The organism is Cognaticolwellia mytili, from assembly GCF_002104475.1.
GTDB lineage: Bacteria > Pseudomonadota > Gammaproteobacteria > Enterobacterales > Alteromonadaceae > Cognaticolwellia > Cognaticolwellia mytili.
The window spans coordinates 836,466-857,032 of the sequence record NZ_NBOF01000001.1; the positions used below are offsets into that span (position 1 = coordinate 836,466).

The window sequence follows — 20,567 nt, forward strand, 5'->3', positions numbered from 1 at the left end:
TGACACGTATTCTGGATCTTATTTAATGATTACAATACGGGCTCACATTGAGAAAACAGTGTAGATTTCATTTCATCAAGCGCTTTTATTTTTTGTTTAGTAATAACAAATTGCTTTTTAGTTTCACCGGGGAAAATAGTTCCGCTAGAATTAGAAATCAGAGGCTTTATTGGCATCATAGCGACCATATCTGGCTTATCTGCTGGACCAGCAACACCTAACGCGACATAAACAGGATGATTTTTTTCTTTTTGAAAGTCTCTGTAACGACACCCCTGATACATATAGCTCCAACGAACAGACTCACTAACGTCTTCGATAACGCTAAATTTTCCTCGATATTTACATTCAATGGCAAACATATCACCGCTATGATTGGAAACAATCAAATCTGGGTTTAAGTTTTGTTTAACTGTAATATCTTGATCAACCCCCTTATCAGGTGTCCACTCTTCAATTTCGAAGCCCAATTCTTTTGTCAGCCATGTCGCGATGTATATCTCAAACTGGCGCCCTTTTAATATGCTTTCATAATGCTTATGTTTAAAATCAACACCAAAGATTTTACCCTCAGCAACTTGTTTATCTAATTGGCTGATTAAACGTTTTTCTGATGCTTTCATTTCATGTAAAGTGGGTTCATATTTTATAGCACTTTCTTTTTTATAAAATTCATCTAATTCATTTTTAAGCTTATTAATAAGTTGCTGTTTAACCATTTTAGCTTCAATCAATTGTTGCTTAGCAATGCCAATTTCTTCACTAAGTTGACCATTTATGCTGATCAGCTTCTTATTTTTAGCTGCCGCTATTTTTAAGCTATCGTTCACTGTATTGAATGCTTTTTGTATCCGTTTATTGTCATTACTAAGTTGTGACTTTTCATCTACTAATGCCCTATTGCTAGACTTAGCATGAAGAAGGTTATCGGTACTTTGATTTAATCGTTGTTTATGGTTGTGTAGTTGTTGTTTGGCCTGTTTAACTTCTGATAGCGTATCGTCTAACCGTCGCTTTACTCTTAAAAAGACCTTTTTTCTAATACTAAATTTAAAAGACGTTATTACAAATAAAATGAAGCAAGTGAGTAAGGCTAAATAGAGCTTACCACTCGCAATAATGTAAGATTTATAATGAAAATAGCTTGGGTACACGCCAGTTGTTTTGGTCGTTAATATTTTTTCTTTAAACTTCACATACATCCAATTACCTGAAGTACTTAAATACTGATACTTGACATTTTCTCCATTTTTAAGTTGGTGCGTTGCTGGGTCTGTTGAATTTACTTTTAAGTACAAAGGCGCGGTACTCTTGCGCTTAGCCGTAACATATTTATCAACATAGGCCCGATCAGCCGTTAAAATAAAAACAGAAAAAATCATGATGCTAACTAAAGTTAACATCCAAAAAATATAAATAACCCTTTTCACTAAACGATGTTCCTTATCATGCGTATAGAGTTACTTTTCTTAAAAGTAACGAGTAATAAAAAATTTAACGTAGACACTCACCTTAATTCCTGAGCATCGTATTAAGATAAATGAAGAAATCCATAGTTAATTAAAGACGTCTATTTTATAAATTTTCATTTGCTCTACTCTTGTCGTTATTTAACATTCATTCAAACTAAAAATGAATATCGCATAGTTGATAAGAAAAATACATGTCACGGCATGACATGTATTAACACTTGATAGATTTTTCAATTTTTGAACCATTTACAGTGGGTGTCATGCTAAACCCTATTAATGCTTTATTCACCATTCTCTCAACTGCTGCATTTCTTTTAATCTTCCTCGCTGCATCACCAAAGCTTCAAACAAATCATCAATTGATTCATTAGCTGAATTTAACCCCGGCAAAGCAATATTCGCTTCTGCGAAAAAGCGTTTATATTGCGATTGATTACTATCTGTTGGAGTAACAAAATATTGTGTACTTATTCTGTAGCTCATTGGCTGCTCGTTTATTTCTAATTTTTTAGATTTTGGGGTTCTACTTTGTTTGTTCGTTGCCGTTGAGTCATTCAACCAAGCCTCTTGCCACCAATGTTGAATGCGTGCCTTCGATTCAATCAGCTTATGCTCAGTCGGTAATCTATCGCTTTTCTGATTGTTAATTTTGCAGTCTGTCGGCAGTAAATTCCAAAGATCATTATTAGGCCAACGAGCAAAAGGCATGCTGTGATCTATATCGTAATTCTGCTTTAATGATTTTGCCGACCATACACATTGCATTAGTTCACTGTTAGACTGTTGCTTTTTAAGTTGCTCAAAGCGGTTACGAACTTCGGTTGTTGTACGTTTAGGCTCTTCCCAATTTAATGCTTGATGTAAGTGATATTGATTTTCAGGGGATTTATATTGGCTATTACCAGTATAATTCGCCATTGTTTTTACCCATTCACTAACGAGTACAGGCTCTATCCAACAAGCGTAGCGATTAAAAGCCAGCCATGTTGATTCTGGCAGTGAAAATTCACCCCATTGTTCGAGTGTTTGCAAATCAAGAAAAATACTGTCTTTAGCTTTAACTGTCTTACTAGCAACTTCAAATACCGTTGCATCGCTATTAGCTAATGTTATGAAGCGACAAGGCATGCTTTTAATATTACTTACAGCTGCCGAAATTGTTTTATGTAGTGATACTGCATCATCGCCAACAAATAAATTACCAATGCGATAATCTGACGCTGTACGATGTGTTAACTTATGCCAGCCATTAGGTTTCATGAATCCCATGTTTGGATCATTACCCGGTCTCTGAAATATATTATGTTTATCAATTAAATCTTTATATTGATGACACCAATAAAGCGCAACTAATCCTACAGGTAAAATAACCCGGTCGCCTAATGGTGAAGACTCTCGTCGTAATACAGCACCAGGGTGGCCATCCGCAATACGGAGCAGAACTCTTAACAAAGCAAGTTTATGTGTTGCCGACTTACCATCATTAATTGCTACGTGGCGAATAAATGGAAAAGCACCAGAGCCATCATCAGGCATCTGCAATACTACAGTTTGCCAAGAAACGTGATTTCTTCCGAGCTTATCTTCTTCTTTTAGTGTTTCTAGCTTAGTAAATAAGCCAACATCGGTTGCTAACTGCTTTAATTCATCAGCACAAACAGCATGCATTTTACGTTGCTTACATTCTTCATTAGTTTGTCCGTGGCGTAGAGAAACAACTAATTTACCGCCAGGCTTGAGAATATTGGCAAGTTTACGAATTGAACGTGCGCGATCACTTGATGGTATATGCATCCAAACGGCACTAAGTAATATTAAATCAAAACTGACTTCTTGTTTAGTAATGTTATGTAATGCCGGTAGTGAGTCTTCTAGCCATTTTACCTTTAAGAATTGGGTAGTACTTTTCCCAAGGGTAGATAGCTCTTTTGCTGGCTCGGCAGCAAAAACTTGAATATTGTTTTTTGTGTTATGAGTTTTAGCGGCTAATTCTGCAAGGTATTTAGCATCTCTGCCAGAGCCCGCACCTAAATCAAGAATGCGAGCATTGGGATTTTCTATAATAGAGGGAAGGAATTGAGACCAGCTTTGGTGTACTTCATCAAATGATTTTGAAAGGTATTGCTGTGCTAATTCTGTGGCATTTACATTATAGAAGTTTGGTGACAATTGCGTATTCCTTCGCTTAAATATTTGTACACTGCATTTTGCCACAATATAATCTAATGATTATTGTTTTTTGTCAATGAATTGTACGATTGTTCTATTGAATAAACCTATAAAAATCAATTGATAAGTAACGTCTTATTAAACACATTATATACTTTATCATCCTCTAGATTAGATTTAGAAAATAAAACAACATATTTATAGAGATTGGCTTGTCTTGAAATTTAACGTGGACACTCACCTTACCTCCTGAGCATGGTATTAAAATAAATGGAGCAGTACATAGTTAACAGATTATTGTGGGTGACCTGATAAATTGGCGATTACTTCAATAAATTCTATTTCTTTCAAATTTAATATCAGCTCTTTCGTTCATGAAAACAAAGGTGGCTAATAAGCCTAAATTTAGTAGTATGTGGCGGTAAATAGCAGTAAAACTTAAGGATACATTATGAAAATATTTATAGCCATCGTGGTAGCTTGCTTGGCAGCATTTCTGTTCTATCATGCATATGGCATTGAAGGCGTTAGCCTAGAGCGCTTCGGTTATATAGCCGGTGGCGTTATCTCAGCCGTTATCGTTTTAGCACTTTTCATCCCTAAACTTGAAGATGGAGAAGAGCGAAAATTCTAAGCTATTTAATTAAACAATGGGGTTAACGTGGATACTCACCTTAATTTCTTCATATTTAAAGCATGTAAGAGATGGATTATTGTTAGGGTTGATCACGGAATTTGGTAACAAACAAAAAAACATTGTGCAAATAAAACTGTTTTAATATTTAAACGCTAGAAAGCAAAAAAAACGCTAACCTTTCGATTAGCGGTTTTTTTATGTGCCGGTTAACGTCAGGGATGAAGTCATGTGGTTTTCACAAGGATGTGATAAACGCCTGGAGACAGAGATTTGAACTCTACAACAAGGTACTGCGCTGCAACACCTCCCCCTGAACATTTTCAATTCTTAGAAAGCAAAAAGCCCGTTAATTCTTTCGAATTAACGGGCTTTTCTTAATGTGGCGGTGAGATAGAGATTTGAACTCTAGAAGGGCTACAAACCCTTGCCGGTTTTCAAGACCGGTGCTTTCGACCACTCAGCCATCTCACCTGAAGTTCTAAGGCATTGCTGCTTGAGAACGAGGCGGATATTAAAGGCTCGATCTTCTCTTGTAAAGCATTTATTCTATAAAAAAGTTTGTTTGCTAAAAAAAACAACAATTTGTCATTTATTTAAACAAATATGGTTGTTTTCTGTGTTTAAGGAATGTTTGTGAGTGAAAAAGAAATTTGTCGTTGTCCTTGGTTAGATATCACAAAACCAGATTATGTTGCTTATCATGATGATGAATGGGGTGTGCCTGTTTTTGATGATCAGAAACTATTTGAATATTTAACACTTGAATCTGCACAAGCAGGTTTAAGTTGGTATACCATTTTAAAGCGTCGTGATGGTTACCGAGCTGCTTTTGAAAATTTTGATGTTGAAAAGGTGGCACTGTTTACAGAAGAAAAAGTAGAAGAGCTACTACTTGATGTTGGTATTATTCGCCACAGAGGTAAAATTAACGCCGCTATTAATAATGCAAAGCTATTTATCAGCATTCAAAAGGAATTCGGTAGTTTTAGTAATTACATGTGGGGTTTCGTTAATCATAAAACGATTGTAAACAATTGGACAACGCTTGAAGACTACCCCGCCACCTCGAAAGAATCTGATGCGTGGAGTAAAGATTTAAAAAAGCGCGGCTTTAAGTTTGTCGGCTCTACTATTTGTTATGCACACATGCAGGCTTGTGGAATGATTAATGATCACAGTCATGACTGTTACAAACGCTCACAAATTATTGATGAATTTCAACAAGGTTAAATGTAGCCTTTGTGATAGTAATTAAAAAAATAGCGTGCCATAATATGTCATTGTGGTTTATGATTAATTATCACTAATAAGTGGTAAACAAGTGTTTAATGTTTAATTTAACCTTGAACTTTTAACATTTGCCCACATCTAAAAAATATAATTAGCATACTTAGAGGAAATTTTATGCAATCAAATATTAGTTTAAATGCTAGTAGAAGTTCAGCGATTGAGATTAACAAGGTATTGAAAAACACCTATATGTTACTTTCAATGACTTTGGCGTTTAGTGCCGTAACTGCTGGTGTTTCTATGGCGATGGGCTTGTCTCATATGGCTGCCTTAGTAATGACCTTAGTTTCTTTCGGTTTATTATTTGTTGTAAATAAAAATGCCGATAAAGCGAGTGGTATTTTTTGGATTTTTGCTTTCACTGGTTTAATGGGTGCCTCTTTAGGTCCAATGCTTAACCACTATGCGGCAATGCCTGGCGGTCCGTCATTAATCATGCAAGCATTAGGCGGCACAGCATTAATTTTCTTTGCACTTTCTGGTTACGCATTAACGAGCAAAAAAGACTTCTCATTTATGGGCGGCTTTTTAATGGTAGGTTTAATCGTTGCACTTATTGCCATGGTTGCGAACATCTTCTTCCAAATCCCGGCACTTTCATTAGCGATTAGTGCTGCAATTATTATGATCATGTCTGGTTTGATTCTATTTGATACAAGCCGTATTATTCACGGTGGTGAAACAAACTACATTCGTGCAACTGTTTCTCTATACTTGAATATTTATAATATCTTCGTACACTTATTAAGCCTTTTAGGCGTTTTAGGCGGCGATGACTAATTTTGCTCTTAACAGTTAAAAATCACGTAATGTGATTAGTAATTGTTTATACTTTACGTATAAAATATAAAGCCTCAATATTGAGGCTTTTTTATTACCTAAATTTAACTGATGTAGCGTGACGCAAGGCAGACTATGCAAAACACTTTGGCTTTAGTGGTAACCACCCCGCCAAACAGCAATTTAACAACCACTGCAATTAACTTAGTTAAACGTGCTATTGATAAAGACGTCGCTATTGTTGGTGTGTTCTTTTATCAAGACGGTGTGTTAAATGCCGCCAAGCATTTATCAATCCCCAATGACGAATACCAAGCATTGCAACACTGGCAACAGCTTAGTAACGAATACCATGTGCCCCTACATTTATGTGTTAGCGCAGCAGAAAAGCGTGGTTTAACTGATGAGCTTAGTAACAACGAAAACTCAAATATCGACAAAGCTTTTATCGTTTCAGGATTAGGCGAGCTAGTTGAATTAACTAGCAAGGCAGAACGTGTGGTGCAATTATAATGTCAGCAGCAATCTATGAAGAAAAACAAACCGATAAAACTATCGCGATAGTCAATACTCAAGCCCCCTTTTCCAGCGCTGATGGTAAAGAAGCCTTAGACGCGGCATTAATATTTGGCTCTTATGAACAAGCAACCTCGCTGTTTTTTATCGGTGATGGGGTATTTCAGGTGATCGGGGAGCAAAATGCCTCGGCAATCGAGATTAAAGACTATTTAAAAACATTCTCTGCCCTTGAGTTTTATGACATTGAAAATATATATGTTTGCCAACAGTCGTTAACGGAGCGTAATTTAATGGCGAATTTTCATATTGATAATGTTCAAGTATTAGCAAACGAAGCGTTTAGCCAGCGTTTACACCAACACAACGTGATATATAGGTTTTAGTTTTACTATGGCAATGTTACATATTATTAGAAACTCAGGCTTTAGTAGCAGCGCATTAATGCAATGCTTAAGCATGAATTTACCACAAGACAGCATTTTGCTAATGGATGATGGCTGTTATAATTTAAATCACCCCTTGTTACTTGCTGCGTTAGTAAAACAACCCGCGTTAAAGGTATATTTTATTAGCCTACATGCCAGCGCCCGAGCACAAAAAACAAGTAACACTTCCTTTGTTTCAAGTACCTTAGATGACGTGCTTGAACTACTTTTTAGCCACGACAATTCGATTACTTGGTCATGACAATTAACTATAACAATGAAACGTTAGCCACCGACAAACAGGGCTACTTACTTGATTTCACCTTGTGGAATGAAGATGTTGCCGTGTTATTGGCACAAACAGATGAAATAGAACTTAGTGAAGCCCATTGGGAAGTAATTCGCTTTGTTAGAGAATTTTACCTCACTTACAACACGTCACCTGCTATTCGTGCGTTAACGAAAGCCATGAAAGCGGAATTTGGTGAAGAAAAAGCCAGCAGTCGCTATTTGTATCGACTTTTTAAAGAGGGCCCAGCTAAACAAGCAACAAAGTATGCGGGTTTGCCTAAACCAGCACGATGTATTTAATTTATGCTTGGGCCTTTTCGTACAAGGCTACCCATATCTAATACTGACTAAATATTATTACTTTATAAAAACAGGCACAAAAAAAGCGCTAATCTAAAAGATAAGCGCTTTTAAAAATTCAGTACTTACAAAAGCTGAATTATTTTAATGGCAATGTTGGTACTTGAATACCTGCCATTTCTAGCATTACACGTACCACTTGACAGCTATAACCAAACTCGTTGTCATACCATACGTATAGTACAGCACGATCACCATCAACAATCGTTGCTTGTGAATCAACAACACCAGCGTAACGTGAACCAACTAAATCAGTAGATACAATTTCAGTAGATGCTGTGTAATCAACTTGGTTTTGTAACTTAGAGTGTAAAGAGATGTTACGTAAGTAATCGTTCAACGCTTCTTTATCAGTCTCTTTTTTCAAATTCAAGTTCATGATAGCCATTGAAACGTTTGGTGTCGGAACACGAATCGCATTACCTGTTAACAAACCTTTCAATTCTGGTAACGCTTTTGCTACTGCTTTTGCTGCACCAGTCGTACTAATAACCATATTTAATGGCGCACTACGACCACGACGTGGCGAAGGATGATAGTTATCAATTAAGTTTTGGTCATTGGTATAAGAGTGAACTGTTTCCACGTGACCGTTACGAATACCAAATTCATCATTCAATGCTTTAAGTACAGGTGTAATTGCGTTAGTTGTACAACTTGCTGCTGATACAATTTTATCATCAGCTAGAATCATATCTTCATTCACGCCATAAACGATATTTTTAATGTCGCCCTTCGCAGGTGCCGTAAGCAATACTTTAGCAACACCTTTAGATTGTAAATGTTGGCCTAAACCATCTTCATCACTCCAGATACCTGTATTATCAACTACTAATGCGTCATTAATGCCATATGACGTGTAATCAATATCAGCAGGTGATTTTGCATAGATAACTTGAATGAAAGCACCATTAGCTTTTATTACATTGTTCTCTTCATCGATAGTAATGCTACCGTTGAATGCACCGTGAACCGAGTCACGACGAAGTAAGCTAGCACGTTTTGCTAAGTCACCTTCTTTACCTGGGCGCACAACAATTGCACGTAAATTTAATGTTGAGCTTGGACCAGCACGTTCAATAAGTAAACGCGCTAATAAACGACCAATACGACCAAAACCATAAAGTACAACATCTTTAGATTCGATAGCATCATCATTTTTTGAAATTGTCGCTAATTCTTTTTCTAAGAATTGTTCAATTGAAACACCGTTTGCTTCACCTTGATATAAGTAACGATGAGCCAGTTTACCTACATCAATACGCGCAGGAGCTAATGACATATTTGCTAATGCTTTAACGAATGGAAAGCTCTCACGCAAACGTAATTTATTTTCTTCATGTAAAGCTACAGATTTATGTGCTTTAATTATGTCAATAGCAGAAGCATTTACTAGCGGGCGACCATAAATAGAAATTTCGATACCGTTATTTCTAAATAGTTGTCCGATGATCGGCTGCATGTTTTCAGCGAATGTTTGACGTTCTTGCCAGCTAGATTGATATTGTTCCTCAAGATGAGAAGTCATTGCGTAAACCTTTTATTTCAGTCAATTGAACGATGGGTTATTATATTATAAAGAATATAAGTACTAATAACTAAATGCGGCGCATATTGTAATCTAACATGAATTATTTCGCCACCAGTTACAAAAATTTTTCAGGGATATATAGAGAATAAGATGAATTTTTATAAATTAGCGACTTTTTTACCTTTTTTCACTTTAATGGCTTGCGATAACGGACCTAATTTTGCTGAGCTATGTCAACAACACCCCGAAATATGTAAAGAATTTCAAGAAGACACTTGGTGTAAACGAGAACGTACTGTTGTTGGTTTTGCTAACTTAGATCACAAACTTGAAGCCAGTGACGGTAATAAATACCAACAACTTATTGCTTATGAAGGTTATGAGAAATGTATGCATCACGCTTCAATGATTGAGCATATCAAACTTAAAATAAAAAAAACGATTCGAACTAATAATGTTTTTAAAGCTCGTGATCAAATCAAAGCTATATCACTTGCCACACGTGATTCTGAACACCCAGATTTACTTTATTATCATTGGTCACGTTATTTAAACGAGGCCTCACTTGATAAATTTGTAGCCCTAGAAGGTAGTGAGCTATTAGAACGACCAAACCGACAAGTTAATTTGGCTAGCTATTATGCTAAACGTGACCCAACTAAAACATTAAAATTGCTTTATCATGCATTAGAGCTTTATCCCAATGAAGCTAAGTTAGATACGGAAATATTTAAGTCAATCGCCAGTATATTTGCTGACAGAAAAGAATATAAACAAGCCTATGTTTGGTCGAAAATATTGCACACATATGCGCCAGAAGACACTGAAATTAGTGATAAAACATTAAAAAATTATATTGAAGGTTATGGCTTAAATGGGGACTTACTTAATAAAGTAGCTGATGCCACTCTCAATAAAATTAGCACAGGGACATTTGTCTCACCTCATACTTAAGCTTTATTGTTGGTAAATATTAAAAAGGCAGCCTTAGCTGCCTTTTTAATATTTAATTTTCTAGCTACATTAACTCTCTAGCCAATTTCATTCAGATCACGTTTATTGCTTGACCAATTAACATGAAACTTCTTACCAACAGGTTTATCAACCCGTTCAAAAGTATGTGCACCAAAGAAGTCTCGCTGGCCTTGCAATAAGTTTGCCGGTAATACCGCGCAGCGCATCGAGTCGTAGTAGGATAGCGCTGAAGATATAGCGCCCGTTGGAATACCCATTAAAGCAGAGTTTGAAACTGCCTTGCGCCAGTTTAATTGGTGCTTACATAACTGTTCAGCGAAAAAATCATCAAGCAATAAATTATCAAGTTCGGGATTACGCTCAAACGCTTGGGTGATTGACTGTAAAAACACTGCGCGAATAATGCAACCTGCCCGCCAAATTTTAGCAATACTAGCAAAGTCTAATTGCCAGTTATGCTCTTTTTCCGCTAATTTCATTAATTGAAAACCTTGTGCATAGGCACAAATTTTTGCACAGTAAATAGCATCTTGCAGCTGGTCAGTAAAATCTGTTTTTTCTTGTTCAGAAAAGCTTTGTGCTTCAGGGCCAGACAATACCGATGAGGCGTGCACACGTAAGTCTTTAAATGACGAGATAGAGCGCGCATAAACTGCTTGTGCAATAGTGGGCGCTGGTGTGCCTAGCTCTAAACTGCTCATGGCAGTCCATAACCCTGTCCCCTTTTGCCCTGCTTTATCTAAAATTAAATCAACCAGTGGTGTATTGTCATCTCCAACTTTATGGCGTAATACCTCAACAGATATTTCCATTAAATAGCTATCTAATGGGCCATTATTCCACTTCTCAAATATATCGGCTATTGCTGAACTGTCTAGCCCTAAACCATCGCGTAACATTTGATAAGCTTCACAAATAATTTGCATATCTGCATATTCAATACCGTTATGTACCATTTTTACATAATGACCCGCACCAGCAGGACCAATATAAGCTGCACATGGCTCGCCTTCAGTAACCACATCGCCAGGTTTGGTACGCTCAATAGGCTTGCCCGTCTCAGCATCAACCTTTGCGGCAATCGCTTGCCAAATAGGTTTAATTCTTGTCCACGCATATGGTGAGCCACTTGGCATAAGCGCTGGACCAAAACGCGCACCCACTTCACCACCAGATACCGCTGAAGAGAAAAGAATAAAATTGTTTTTATACTTTTTCTCACGTGCAACGGTATCAACCCATAAGCTATTACCTGTATCAATAACTATGTCGTCAGGTTGAATACCAGCGCCTATCAGGTTTTCACAGACTTGATCAACAGGAGCACCGGCAGGAACAGATAAAACAATTAAATGCGGTGGTTTTAAACACGATAATAGCTCGGTATAAGAAGAGCAGCCAATAACTCGCGCTGTTGATGAACCACTTTCTGTTTTGTCTTGCGCGATAGCATCTTCTACTTTGGCAATATCAAGATCAAAAGCGGCAATACTAAAACCATTATCAGCAAGGTTAAGTACGAGATTTTTACCCATGACGCCTAAACCGATAAAGCCAATATCACATAAGTTGTTGTGCTGTGTCATAAAAAGTCCACATTATATAAAGGTAAAGTGCAGATGATCCAACTTGACTAAGGTGAATAAATGCGTATTTAAAGTGCCGAGTATACCAACATTTTTTGTTGTCTGGCTTAATAGCCGGTATTTTAGTAACAATACGTAATAAAACAAGTCTTAAATCAACATTTATTCTATTCCGTGGATTTATTACTTGTAATTTACTAAAAATGATGTAATTTTACTACATAATTATATTTGAGGTTTGATTATGACAATTAGAGTTGGAATTAACGGTTTTGGTCGTATCGGCCGATTCGTATTTAGAGAAGCATTTGCCAGAGATGATGTTGAAGTTGTAGCAATTAATGATCTTATAGACGTTGATTATATTGCTTATATGCTTAAATATGACTCTACTCATGGCCGTTTTAATGGCACTGTTGACGTTGTTGATGGTCACTTGGTTGTTAACGGAAAAAATGTACGAGTTAGCGCTGAGCGTGACCCGCTAAATTTAAAATGGAACGAAGCAGAGGTTGATGTTGTTGTGGAATCAACAGGCTTATTCTTAACAGATGAATCAGCTCGTAAACACATCACTGCTGGTGCCAAGAAGGTTGTACTTTCAGCGCCATCTAAAGATGATACACCAATGTTTGTAATGGGTGTGAATCACACTGAATATGCAGGGCAGGACATTGTTTCCAATGCATCTTGTACAACCAACTGTTTAGCACCTATTGCAAAAGTGTTAAATGATAATTGGGGTATTCAAGATGGTTTGATGACCACTGTACATGCAACTACAGCAACACAAAAAACTGTCGATAGTCCGTCCGCTAAAGACTGGCGCGGTGGTCGTGGTGCAGGACAAAATATTATCCCATCGTCAACAGGTGCAGCTAAAGCGGTAGGTAAAGTTATCCCGGCACTAAACGGTAAATTAACCGGTATGGCATTTCGTGTACCAACACCAAATGTTTCTGTAGTCGATTTAACGGTTAACCTAGAAAAACCCGCTAGCTATGATGAAATTTGTGCTGCAATGAAAGCCGCATCAGGCAATGAGTTAAAGGGTATTCTTGGCTATACAGAAGATGCCGTCGTATCTAACGACTTTGTTGGTGAGCGTTGCACATCCGTGTTTGATGCAACAGCAGGTATTGCCCTTACAGATACTTTCGTTAAAGTTGTGTCATGGTACGATAATGAAATTGGTTACTCTAACAAGATATTAGATTTAGCAAGTTACGTTACCGCACAGTAGGCACTTTACGAAGTTAAGTACTAACAGTTAAAGCAGCACTTAGCATAAGCCAGATTAATTTCTGGCTTTTTTATGTCTATTTCTTTATTTCTGCGTCCAAGTAAACTTCATGTTTATATGTGTGCTAGCAAGTGTTTAGCTTTTAAACGAATATATTAGGGACTTTCATCATTGAAATTACGAAACAACCGCCGAGTTGGTCGTTTTCCATACTTTAATGAAAGAAAGCAACAAAAATTAAAGGTTGAATTACACGCTCGCCTTATAAAAATCACCACATTAGGTCCACTAGCTATGTAATTATTAAATTTTAGGCATAAAAAAATCAGTCAAAAGCCTGATTTTTATTAAATATATGTCATAAATTGCCATGTAATTAAACTAGACAATCACACCATTACAGTTATTTTACGTGGTTTAGCACTTGCTTAGCTAAGCGAGTCACTTCTTGCCAGTTGCCATTTTGAACAATTTCATCCGATACAAGCCATGAGCCACCACAACATGCAACATTAGGCAATGCCAGATAATCACGTACATTATTTAGGTTGATACCGCCAGTTGGACAAAACTTAATGTCCGGAAACGGCCCACTGATAGACTGTATAGCCTTTACGCCTCCCGATGCTTCAGCAGGGAAAAACTTCAAGTGATCATAGCCGAAATCTATACCATCCATCAATTCTGAAATAGATGAAATACCAGGGATCAGAGCAGTATTGCCCTCTTTACCCGCTTGTAATAAGTCTTTCGTTAAACCTGGGCTAATAGCAAATTTAGCACCTGCATCGGCTGAACGTTGCAATAATTCGCGATTTGTCACTGTACCTGCGCCCACTACCGCTTCTGGTAAGTGTTTTGCAATCGTACTAATAACATCTAGTGCTGCTGGTGTTCGTAAAGTCACTTCCAGTACTTTAATATCTGCCGCTAATAGAGCTTCTGCGATCGGTAATGCATCTTTAACATCTTTAATCACCAACACAGGTACAATTGGACCCATGGCAAAAAGGTCGCTTGGCTGTACTTGCCAATTATTTGATAACGTCATATTCCCTCTTAATACTCTTTAGTGTTTTTCAACTGTATTTAATTGTTTAAGATACGCAGCAGCGCCCATTAAACCTGGCTGTTCTTCGGTAACAACAAAAGTAGCTATCGGCTGATTAAAACCTGACATACGCCCTTTAGCCTCAAACCTTGCTCTAAAATCACTACTTTCGAAATATTCAATAAAGCGCGGGACAATGCCACCTGCGATATACACTCCGCCATAGCTGCCAAGCGTTAAAGCTAAATTACCGGCAAAACTACCTAATACACGGCAGAATTGTGCAATGGTTTCAGCACATAACTCACAAGTTTTGGCTAAACCTTTCGTCGTAATTTCTTTGGCAGTTAACTCTGAGGCTACGCCATTTTGAATAAAGCTAAGTGCTTGATAAATTTGTTCTAAGCCTAGACCTGATAACAGTTGCTCATAAGAAACATGGTTATATTTAGTGAGCAAAAAATTTAATATTTTAATTTCTTGTTGATCAATTGGAGCAAAATCAACATGACCACCTTCACCACTTAAACTTAACCAACCATGGTTTAATGCGACTAAATTAGCCACACCTAACCCTGTACCCGGACCGCAAATTGAAATAGGTTTGTCGGCAATAACATGGCCGGTGCCTACTTGAATTTTCTGGCTATTGTCGAGTTGCGGAATAGCATGGGCAATAGCAGTAAAATCATTAATCAAAACAAGTTCATGCAATCGCAATTGCACTTTTAATTTTTGCTGAGAGAATTGCCAGGGTAAATTAGTCATAGCAATTAAGTCTTTATCAACCGGACATGCAATTGCTAAACAAGCACTTATTTGCTTACCCTGCAGCTGATGACGAGTTATAAAGTCCGATAGGACTTCTGCCAAACCGACATAATCTGCACAAGCGTATATCTCCACATTAAAGATAGCGTCTTGCTCATTGGTTTGTGCAACACGCATATTGGTGCCACCGATGTCAGCAATAATATTCACTGCACTATTTACCATGGCTAAACCTCACCTACGATTGTGCTCTCAATGCTATCATCAAATAATGAACAAGCGCCTGTTTCTGCAGAGCTAAGGTTACGTCTCATAAAGCCAAATAACTCACGCCCCATGCCTTGATGATGACCGTTTACCTGAAACTTGGCATTGATGCGCTGGGTTAATTCATTATCTTCAACTAATAATGTTAGCTCGCCACTTTCACCATCAAGTAACATCATGTCACCTGTTTTTATTTTAGCGATCAAACCACCATCTAATGCTTCAGGACATAAGTGAATGGCAGCAGGTACTTTACCGGATGCACCAGACATTCTACCGTCAGTCACTAAGGCAACTTTAAAACCTTTATCTTGCAACACGCCTAATGGTGGCGTTAATTTATGTAGTTCTGGCATACCACGAGCTTTGGGCCCTTGAAAGCGCACAACGGCGATAAAGTCTTTCTCTAACTCACCCGCTTTAAACGCTTCTTCTAGTTCATGCTGATCTTCAAAGACGACTGCAGGAGCTTTGATAACAAAACTTCCTTCACGCAAAGACGACGTTTTTAGCACTGAGGTCCCTAAATTGCCTTTTAACACCTTTAAACCACCATCCGTTTTAAATGGCTTATCAACCGTCGTGATCACTTCATCATCACCAGAGACTGTTGCGCCATCAACCCATTTCAGCTCACCGTTTTCAAGTACAGGCTTTTGTGTATAACGTGCTAGGCCGCGACCACAAATCGTATCAACGTCTTCGTGTACTAGACCCGCATCAATGAGCTCTTTAAATAATAGTGCCATACCACCGGCTTCTTGGAAGTGGTTGATATCAGCATGACCATTGGGGTAAATACGCGTTAATAATGGTACCGCGTCAGATAGATCATTAAAGTCTTGGAAATTAACAATAATACCGGCCGCTTTAGCAAAGGCGATAATGTGCATAGTCAAATTTGTTGACCCACCTGTCGCTAGCAATGCAACAATCGCATTAACGATAGAACGTTCATCAATCATTTTACCCACAGGGGTATAATTTCCTGATTGCAAAGTTAAGCGTGTGACTTGGCGAGCAGCGGCTTTGGTGAGTTCTTCACGTAATTGAGTGTTAGGTGCGACAAATGAAGCGCCAGGTAAATGTAGCCCCATCACTTCAACTACTAATTGGTTTGAGTTAGCAGTGCCGAAGAAAGTACAAGTACCCGCACTGTGATATGAAGCAGATTCGGCTTCTAATAACTCATCTTCACCAATTTCACCTTTAGCAAATTGCTGACGTACACGCGCTTTTTCTTTATTCGGAATACCTGACGGCATTGGGCCTGCAGGAACGAAAACCGTTGGCAAATGGCCAAAGGTCATGCTGGCAATCATCAAACCTGGGACGATTTTATCGCAAATCCCTAACATTAACGCACCATCAAACATGTTATGCGATAACGCAACAGCGCTCGACATCGCAATAACATCACGGCTCATTAAGCTCAAATCCATACCTGGCTGACCTTGTGTCACGCCATCGCACATGGCTGGTACACCGCCGGCAAATTGGGCAACACCGCCAGTGTCTCTAACAGCCGCTTTAATAATATCTGGGTATGTTTGGTACGGTTGATGCGCTGAAAGCATATCGTTGTATGCAGAAATAATTGCAACATCAGAATGATTTACGCCACGTAAGGTTGCTTTATCATCTTTACCACAGGCCGCGAAGCCATGTGCTAAGTTACCACAGGATAAACTTGCACGATGTACTGTAGTTGATTTCGCTGCCGAAATTTTTTCCAAATAAGCTTTACGTGTATTTTTACTTCTCTCAATGATCCGCTGAGTGATCTGTAATATTTCTTTTTTCATCATTTACTCGGCCCAATAAATTTGTGTATTAACATCTGCGGCGTGTAAAAAAGCGCGAATAGGCATTTCTTTAACAGTTTGCCCGTCGATGGCTCTTGCTATTACCTGCTTTTTATTACTACCACTGATATGTAAAATCGTATGCTCACTTTGTGCTAATGCTGCAAAGCTAAAGGTTATACGTTGATGCGGTGCTGTTTTTGGCACTACCTTTAATAACGCAGGGCTATCAAGTGACAAACAGCTATCTATCTCGTCACTGCATGGGAATAAAGAAGCAGTATGGCCATCTTCACCCATGCCCAAAATAAGCACATCTAATGGCAATAGCTGCTTAGCAGCCATATTTAAATCAACTAGGGTTTCCGTAGTTAATTCTGCGCCTTGCTTTAAATGAAAGAATTTTGCTTTCATCGCCTCATTTTGTAGCAAGTTTTCATGCACTAGTTTGGTGTTACTATCAGCAGAGTCGATATCAACCCAACGTTCATCAGCAAGAGTTATTGTGATTGACTGCCATGGCAATATTTTTTTTGATAAAGCATTAAAGAAACCCTTAGGCGTTGAACCACCTGATACTGCAATGCTGGCTTTACCGTTTTGCTTAACCGCACTAGCCAAAATATCAGCAACTTTGTCAGCCAATGCTTCATCTAGTAATTGGCGTTGTTCGAATTCATTAATTTGATACATTATTCTACCCACTGTCGATCATCGCGGGCGATTAAAGAGATAGAAGAAACTGGTCCCCATGATCCTGCCGCATAAGGTTTAGGTGCTTCATTGGTTGATTGCCATGCTGCAATAATGCCATCAGCCCACTGCCATGCGGCTTCAACTTCATCACGACGAACAAATAATGATTGATTACCATTAATCACTTCAAGTAATAGGCGCTCATAGGCATCAACGACCCGCTGATTGTCATAAGCTTTTGAAAAACTTAAATCTAACTTGTTTTCATGAATTTGCATTTGTGAAGCAATACCAGGTATTTTATTCATCATCTCCAATTCAACGCCTTCATCGGGCTGTAGTCGAATAGTTAATTTATTTGATGGTAAGTCGGCATAACTTTCACTAAAAATGTTATGTGGCTGTTGCTTAAAATGCACCACTATTTCACTGTGTTTTTTCGGCATACGTTTACCGGTACGCAAATAAAATGGTACCCCTGCCCAACGCCAGTTATCAATTTCAGCTTTTATTGCGACAAAAGTTTCAGTACCGCTATTAGCATTAGCACCTTCTTCATTTGAATAACCCGGCACGGCTAAGCCGTTAAGGTAACCGTCAGCATACTGTCCGCGAACCGTTTTTTCTTTAACATTTTGGCGCGTAATAGGCTTTAATGCCTTGATGACTTTTAATTTTTCATCACGCACACTATCAGCACTTAAATCAGCTGGTGGCTCCATAGCTAACAACGAAAGAATTTGCAGTAAATGGTTTTGCACCATATCGCGCATTTGTCCGGCTTCATCATAAAAGCCCCAACGACCTTCAATACCAACGCTTTCTGCAACAGTAATTTGTACATGATCAATACTGTTTCGGTCCCAATTATTGGTAAATAATGAGTTAGCAAAACGTAGCACTAATAGATTAAGAACTGTTTCTTTTCCCAAATAATGGTCAATACGATAGATTTGATTTTCGTTAAAGTATTGAGAAACTTGGTCATTAATCACTTTTGATGATTCTAGACAGTGTCCAATTGGCTTTTCCATGACAACGCGATCATTATCTCTTATGAGTTTGGCCGATTTTAAGCCTTCACTGATATCGCCATATATAGCTGGAGGAGTCGAAAAGTAATAAACACGAGGCGTTTTTTCAGATGCTAATGTTGTTGCTAGTTCGCTATAAGCGGTAATATTTTTAAAGTCGAGTTGTTGATAAACTAGTCGCGCTAAAAACTTAGTCACAGCGTCTGTATCTAACGTTTCAGGAATAAACTCATTTAAACCGTCATTTATCTGTTGTGCGAATTGCTCAAGTGTTATGTCATTTCGTGCGACACCCACAATACGAGTATCATCCGTTAATAAACCAGCTAATTCTAGCTGATATAAAGACGGCAAAAGTTTACGGCGTGATAAATCCCCGAGGGCACCAAAAATAACGATTTCACTAGCAGCTGGGCAATCGATGTTATTCATATCTTATCTACTCAATTATTTTTTAACTTATTTTTAAATTAGTTTCAGTGTAACTAAACTACATTTAAGGCTAATTTATCTGCTATAGCAGCATCAGTAAAGTACTTTTTGTAATATTACTACATTTAATGTGATTTAATTAATAACAGGAGCTAGAAGGCAACTTTATGGCAAAAAAATATTAAAGGTTTGCAAAATCTAACGCTTTTGATTTATATTAACGTAAAATATGAAATAAATTTTCATATTTACTGTATTTTTACAGAAAATAAATTACAGCATTCTTTAATTTGATACCAATAAGTATCAACTAAGCAATGTACTAGGGCTTAAACGTAATGAATATATTAGAAAAGATCACCAACGAATTAGATACTTTCAGCAAATCTGAACGTAAGGTGGCTGAAGTTATATTATCGTCACCTGGAACCGTGATTCACGCTAGCATTGCTGCATTAGCTAAACAAGCTAATATCAGTGAGCCTACGGTAAACCGCTTTTGTCGACGTCTTGATACTAAGGGTTACCCTGACTTTAAATTGCATCTTGCACAAAGTTTAGCTAATGGTACACCTTATGTTAATCGTCATGTTGATGAAAATGATTCGGCTGAAGAATATACAGCAAAAATCTTTGAATCAACCATGGCTAACTTAGAGCTTGCCCGTAAAAGTTTAGATACTTCTACAATTAATCGTTCAGTCGACTTATTAACACAAGCCAATAAAATTTCTTTCTTTGGTTTAGGAGCTTCTGCTGTTGTTGCTCACGATGCACAAAACAAGTTTTTCCGTTTTAATGTTCCTGTCGTTTATTTCGATGACATATTAATGCAACGTATGAGTGCTATAAATAGCCGACAAGGTGATGTTGTTGTGGTTATCTCACATACAGGGAGAACGAAGTCTTTAGTTGATGTTGCCAGTTTAGCCCGTGAAAACGATGCCACCGTTATTGGTATTACTACGGCAGGCACACCGTTAGCGAAAGAATGTAATATCGTACTTTCTGTTGAAGTCGCTGAAGATACTGATTTATATATGCCAATGGCGTCACGTATTGCACAACTCACATTAATTGATTGTTTGGCTACAGGGTTTACATTACGTCGAGGCACTAAATTTAGAGATAACTTGAAAAAAGTAAAAGATAGCCTGCGCAGTTCACGCTTTGAAAGAAAAGAATAAATGCTGACATTGTTCAAAGTGACGATAGTTAAATAGACACATAACA

The 20,567-nt window shown here is 37.8% G+C and carries 20 protein-coding genes and 1 tRNA gene; 11 read left to right on the top strand and 10 right to left on the bottom strand.

The window, feature by feature from the left end; translation table 11 throughout:
- Positions 1–29: 29 nt before the first annotated feature.
- Positions 30–1,382: a hypothetical protein gene (locus tag B7C41_RS03525; protein WP_143764273.1), complete on the bottom strand. Its 1,353-nt coding sequence runs from the start codon at positions 1,380–1,382 to the stop codon at positions 30–32.
- Positions 1,383–1,757: 375 nt separating this feature from the next.
- A complete protein-coding gene (locus B7C41_RS03530) occupies positions 1,758–3,641 on the bottom strand; it encodes a class I SAM-dependent methyltransferase (protein ID WP_085297406.1) in 1,884 nt (627 codons plus the stop codon).
- Between the two features lie 451 nt (positions 3,642–4,092).
- Between B7C41_RS03530 and B7C41_RS03535 the strand changes: the two genes are divergently transcribed.
- Complete coding sequence (locus tag B7C41_RS03535) at positions 4,093–4,275, top strand: hypothetical protein (RefSeq protein WP_085297407.1); 183 nt, start codon at positions 4,093–4,095, stop codon at positions 4,273–4,275.
- 383 nt (positions 4,276–4,658) lie between these two features.
- On the opposite strand, the gene B7C41_RS03540 is transcribed toward B7C41_RS03535, so the two are convergent.
- Positions 4,659–4,749 (bottom strand) — tRNA-Ser (locus B7C41_RS03540).
- 162 nt (positions 4,750–4,911) lie between these two features.
- Between B7C41_RS03540 and B7C41_RS03545 the strand changes: the two genes are divergently transcribed.
- From B7C41_RS03545 to B7C41_RS03570, 6 genes are all read left to right on the top strand, one after another.
- Positions 4,912–5,508, top strand: coding sequence for a DNA-3-methyladenine glycosylase I (locus tag B7C41_RS03545; protein ID WP_085297408.1), 597 nt, complete (start codon positions 4,912–4,914; stop codon positions 5,506–5,508).
- 174 nt (positions 5,509–5,682) lie between these two features.
- On the top strand, positions 5,683–6,348 hold the full coding sequence (locus B7C41_RS03550; RefSeq protein WP_085297409.1) for a Bax inhibitor-1/YccA family protein: 666 nt from the start codon (positions 5,683–5,685) through the stop codon (positions 6,346–6,348).
- Positions 6,349–6,483: 135 nt separating this feature from the next.
- Positions 6,484–6,861, top strand: coding sequence for a sulfurtransferase complex subunit TusD (gene tusD / locus B7C41_RS03555; RefSeq protein ID WP_085297410.1), 378 nt, complete (start codon positions 6,484–6,486; stop codon positions 6,859–6,861).
- Positions 6,861–7,250 (top strand): sulfurtransferase complex subunit TusC, encoded by a 390-nt coding sequence (tusC, locus tag B7C41_RS03560; protein ID WP_085297411.1) that lies wholly within the window; start codon positions 6,861–6,863, stop codon positions 7,248–7,250. The genes tusD and tusC overlap by 1 nt, the downstream gene beginning before the upstream one ends.
- 7 nt (positions 7,251–7,257) lie before the next feature.
- On the top strand, positions 7,258–7,554 hold the full coding sequence (gene tusB / locus B7C41_RS03565; protein ID WP_085297412.1) for a sulfurtransferase complex subunit TusB: 297 nt from the start codon (positions 7,258–7,260) through the stop codon (positions 7,552–7,554).
- Entirely contained in the window at positions 7,551–7,883 is a 333-nt protein-coding gene (locus B7C41_RS03570; protein ID WP_143764274.1) for a TusE/DsrC/DsvC family sulfur relay protein, read from the top strand. Before tusB ends, B7C41_RS03570 begins: the two co-directional genes overlap by 4 nt.
- 139 nt (positions 7,884–8,022) lie before the next feature.
- On the opposite strand, the gene B7C41_RS03575 is transcribed toward B7C41_RS03570, so the two are convergent.
- Positions 8,023–9,471 carry a glyceraldehyde-3-phosphate dehydrogenase gene (locus B7C41_RS03575; RefSeq protein WP_085297414.1) on the bottom strand — a complete coding sequence of 483 codons (1,449 nt, stop codon included), beginning with the start codon at positions 9,469–9,471 and terminating at the stop codon, positions 8,023–8,025.
- A gap of 153 nt (positions 9,472–9,624) precedes the next feature.
- On the opposite strand from B7C41_RS03575, the gene B7C41_RS03580 reads away from it, so the two are divergent.
- The gene (locus B7C41_RS03580) at positions 9,625–10,428 is read left to right on the top strand and encodes a DUF2989 domain-containing protein (RefSeq protein WP_085297415.1); all 804 of its coding nucleotides are present in this window, start codon (positions 9,625–9,627) and stop codon (positions 10,426–10,428) included.
- A gap of 77 nt (positions 10,429–10,505) precedes the next feature.
- On the opposite strand, the gene gndA is transcribed toward B7C41_RS03580, so the two are convergent.
- Complete coding sequence (gene gndA / locus B7C41_RS03585; protein WP_085297416.1) at positions 10,506–12,035, bottom strand: NADP-dependent phosphogluconate dehydrogenase; 1,530 nt, start codon at positions 12,033–12,035, stop codon at positions 10,506–10,508.
- A 244-nt stretch (positions 12,036–12,279) separates the two neighbouring features.
- On the opposite strand from gndA, the gene gap reads away from it, so the two are divergent.
- Both gap and B7C41_RS20495 read left to right on the top strand, forming a co-directional pair.
- Positions 12,280–13,278, top strand: coding sequence for a type I glyceraldehyde-3-phosphate dehydrogenase (gap, locus tag B7C41_RS03590; RefSeq protein ID WP_085297417.1), 999 nt, complete (start codon positions 12,280–12,282; stop codon positions 13,276–13,278).
- Between the two features lie 171 nt (positions 13,279–13,449).
- Complete coding sequence (locus B7C41_RS20495) at positions 13,450–13,578, top strand: hypothetical protein (RefSeq protein ID WP_268875392.1); 129 nt, start codon at positions 13,450–13,452, stop codon at positions 13,576–13,578.
- A gap of 103 nt (positions 13,579–13,681) precedes the next feature.
- Here the strand turns inward: B7C41_RS20495 and B7C41_RS03595 are convergent, their stop codons facing one another.
- Genes B7C41_RS03595 through zwf form a run of 5 tightly spaced genes read right to left on the bottom strand, consistent with a single transcriptional unit; the run spans position 13,682 to position 19,334 of the window.
- On the bottom strand, positions 13,682–14,329 hold the full coding sequence (locus B7C41_RS03595) for a bifunctional 4-hydroxy-2-oxoglutarate aldolase/2-dehydro-3-deoxy-phosphogluconate aldolase (RefSeq protein ID WP_085297418.1): 648 nt from the start codon (positions 14,327–14,329) through the stop codon (positions 13,682–13,684).
- Positions 14,330–14,347: 18 nt separating this feature from the next.
- Complete coding sequence (locus B7C41_RS03600; protein WP_085297419.1) at positions 14,348–15,325, bottom strand: glucokinase; 978 nt, start codon at positions 15,323–15,325, stop codon at positions 14,348–14,350.
- A gap of 2 nt (positions 15,326–15,327) precedes the next feature.
- Complete coding sequence (gene edd, locus B7C41_RS03605; RefSeq protein WP_085297699.1) at positions 15,328–17,172, bottom strand: phosphogluconate dehydratase; 1,845 nt, start codon at positions 17,170–17,172, stop codon at positions 15,328–15,330.
- 3 nt (positions 17,173–17,175) lie between these two features.
- Positions 17,176–17,865 (bottom strand): 6-phosphogluconolactonase, encoded by a 690-nt coding sequence (gene pgl / locus B7C41_RS03610; RefSeq protein ID WP_085297420.1) that lies wholly within the window; start codon positions 17,863–17,865, stop codon positions 17,176–17,178.
- Positions 17,865–19,334 (bottom strand): glucose-6-phosphate dehydrogenase, encoded by a 1,470-nt coding sequence (zwf, locus tag B7C41_RS03615; protein WP_085297421.1) that lies wholly within the window; start codon positions 19,332–19,334, stop codon positions 17,865–17,867. Before zwf ends, pgl begins: the two co-directional genes overlap by 1 nt.
- Before the next feature lie 338 nt (positions 19,335–19,672).
- Here zwf and B7C41_RS03620 point away from each other — a divergent pair, with 338 nt between their 5' ends.
- Complete coding sequence (locus tag B7C41_RS03620) at positions 19,673–20,521, top strand: MurR/RpiR family transcriptional regulator (RefSeq protein ID WP_085297422.1); 849 nt, start codon at positions 19,673–19,675, stop codon at positions 20,519–20,521.
- The last annotated feature ends 46 nt before the right edge of the window (positions 20,522–20,567 follow it).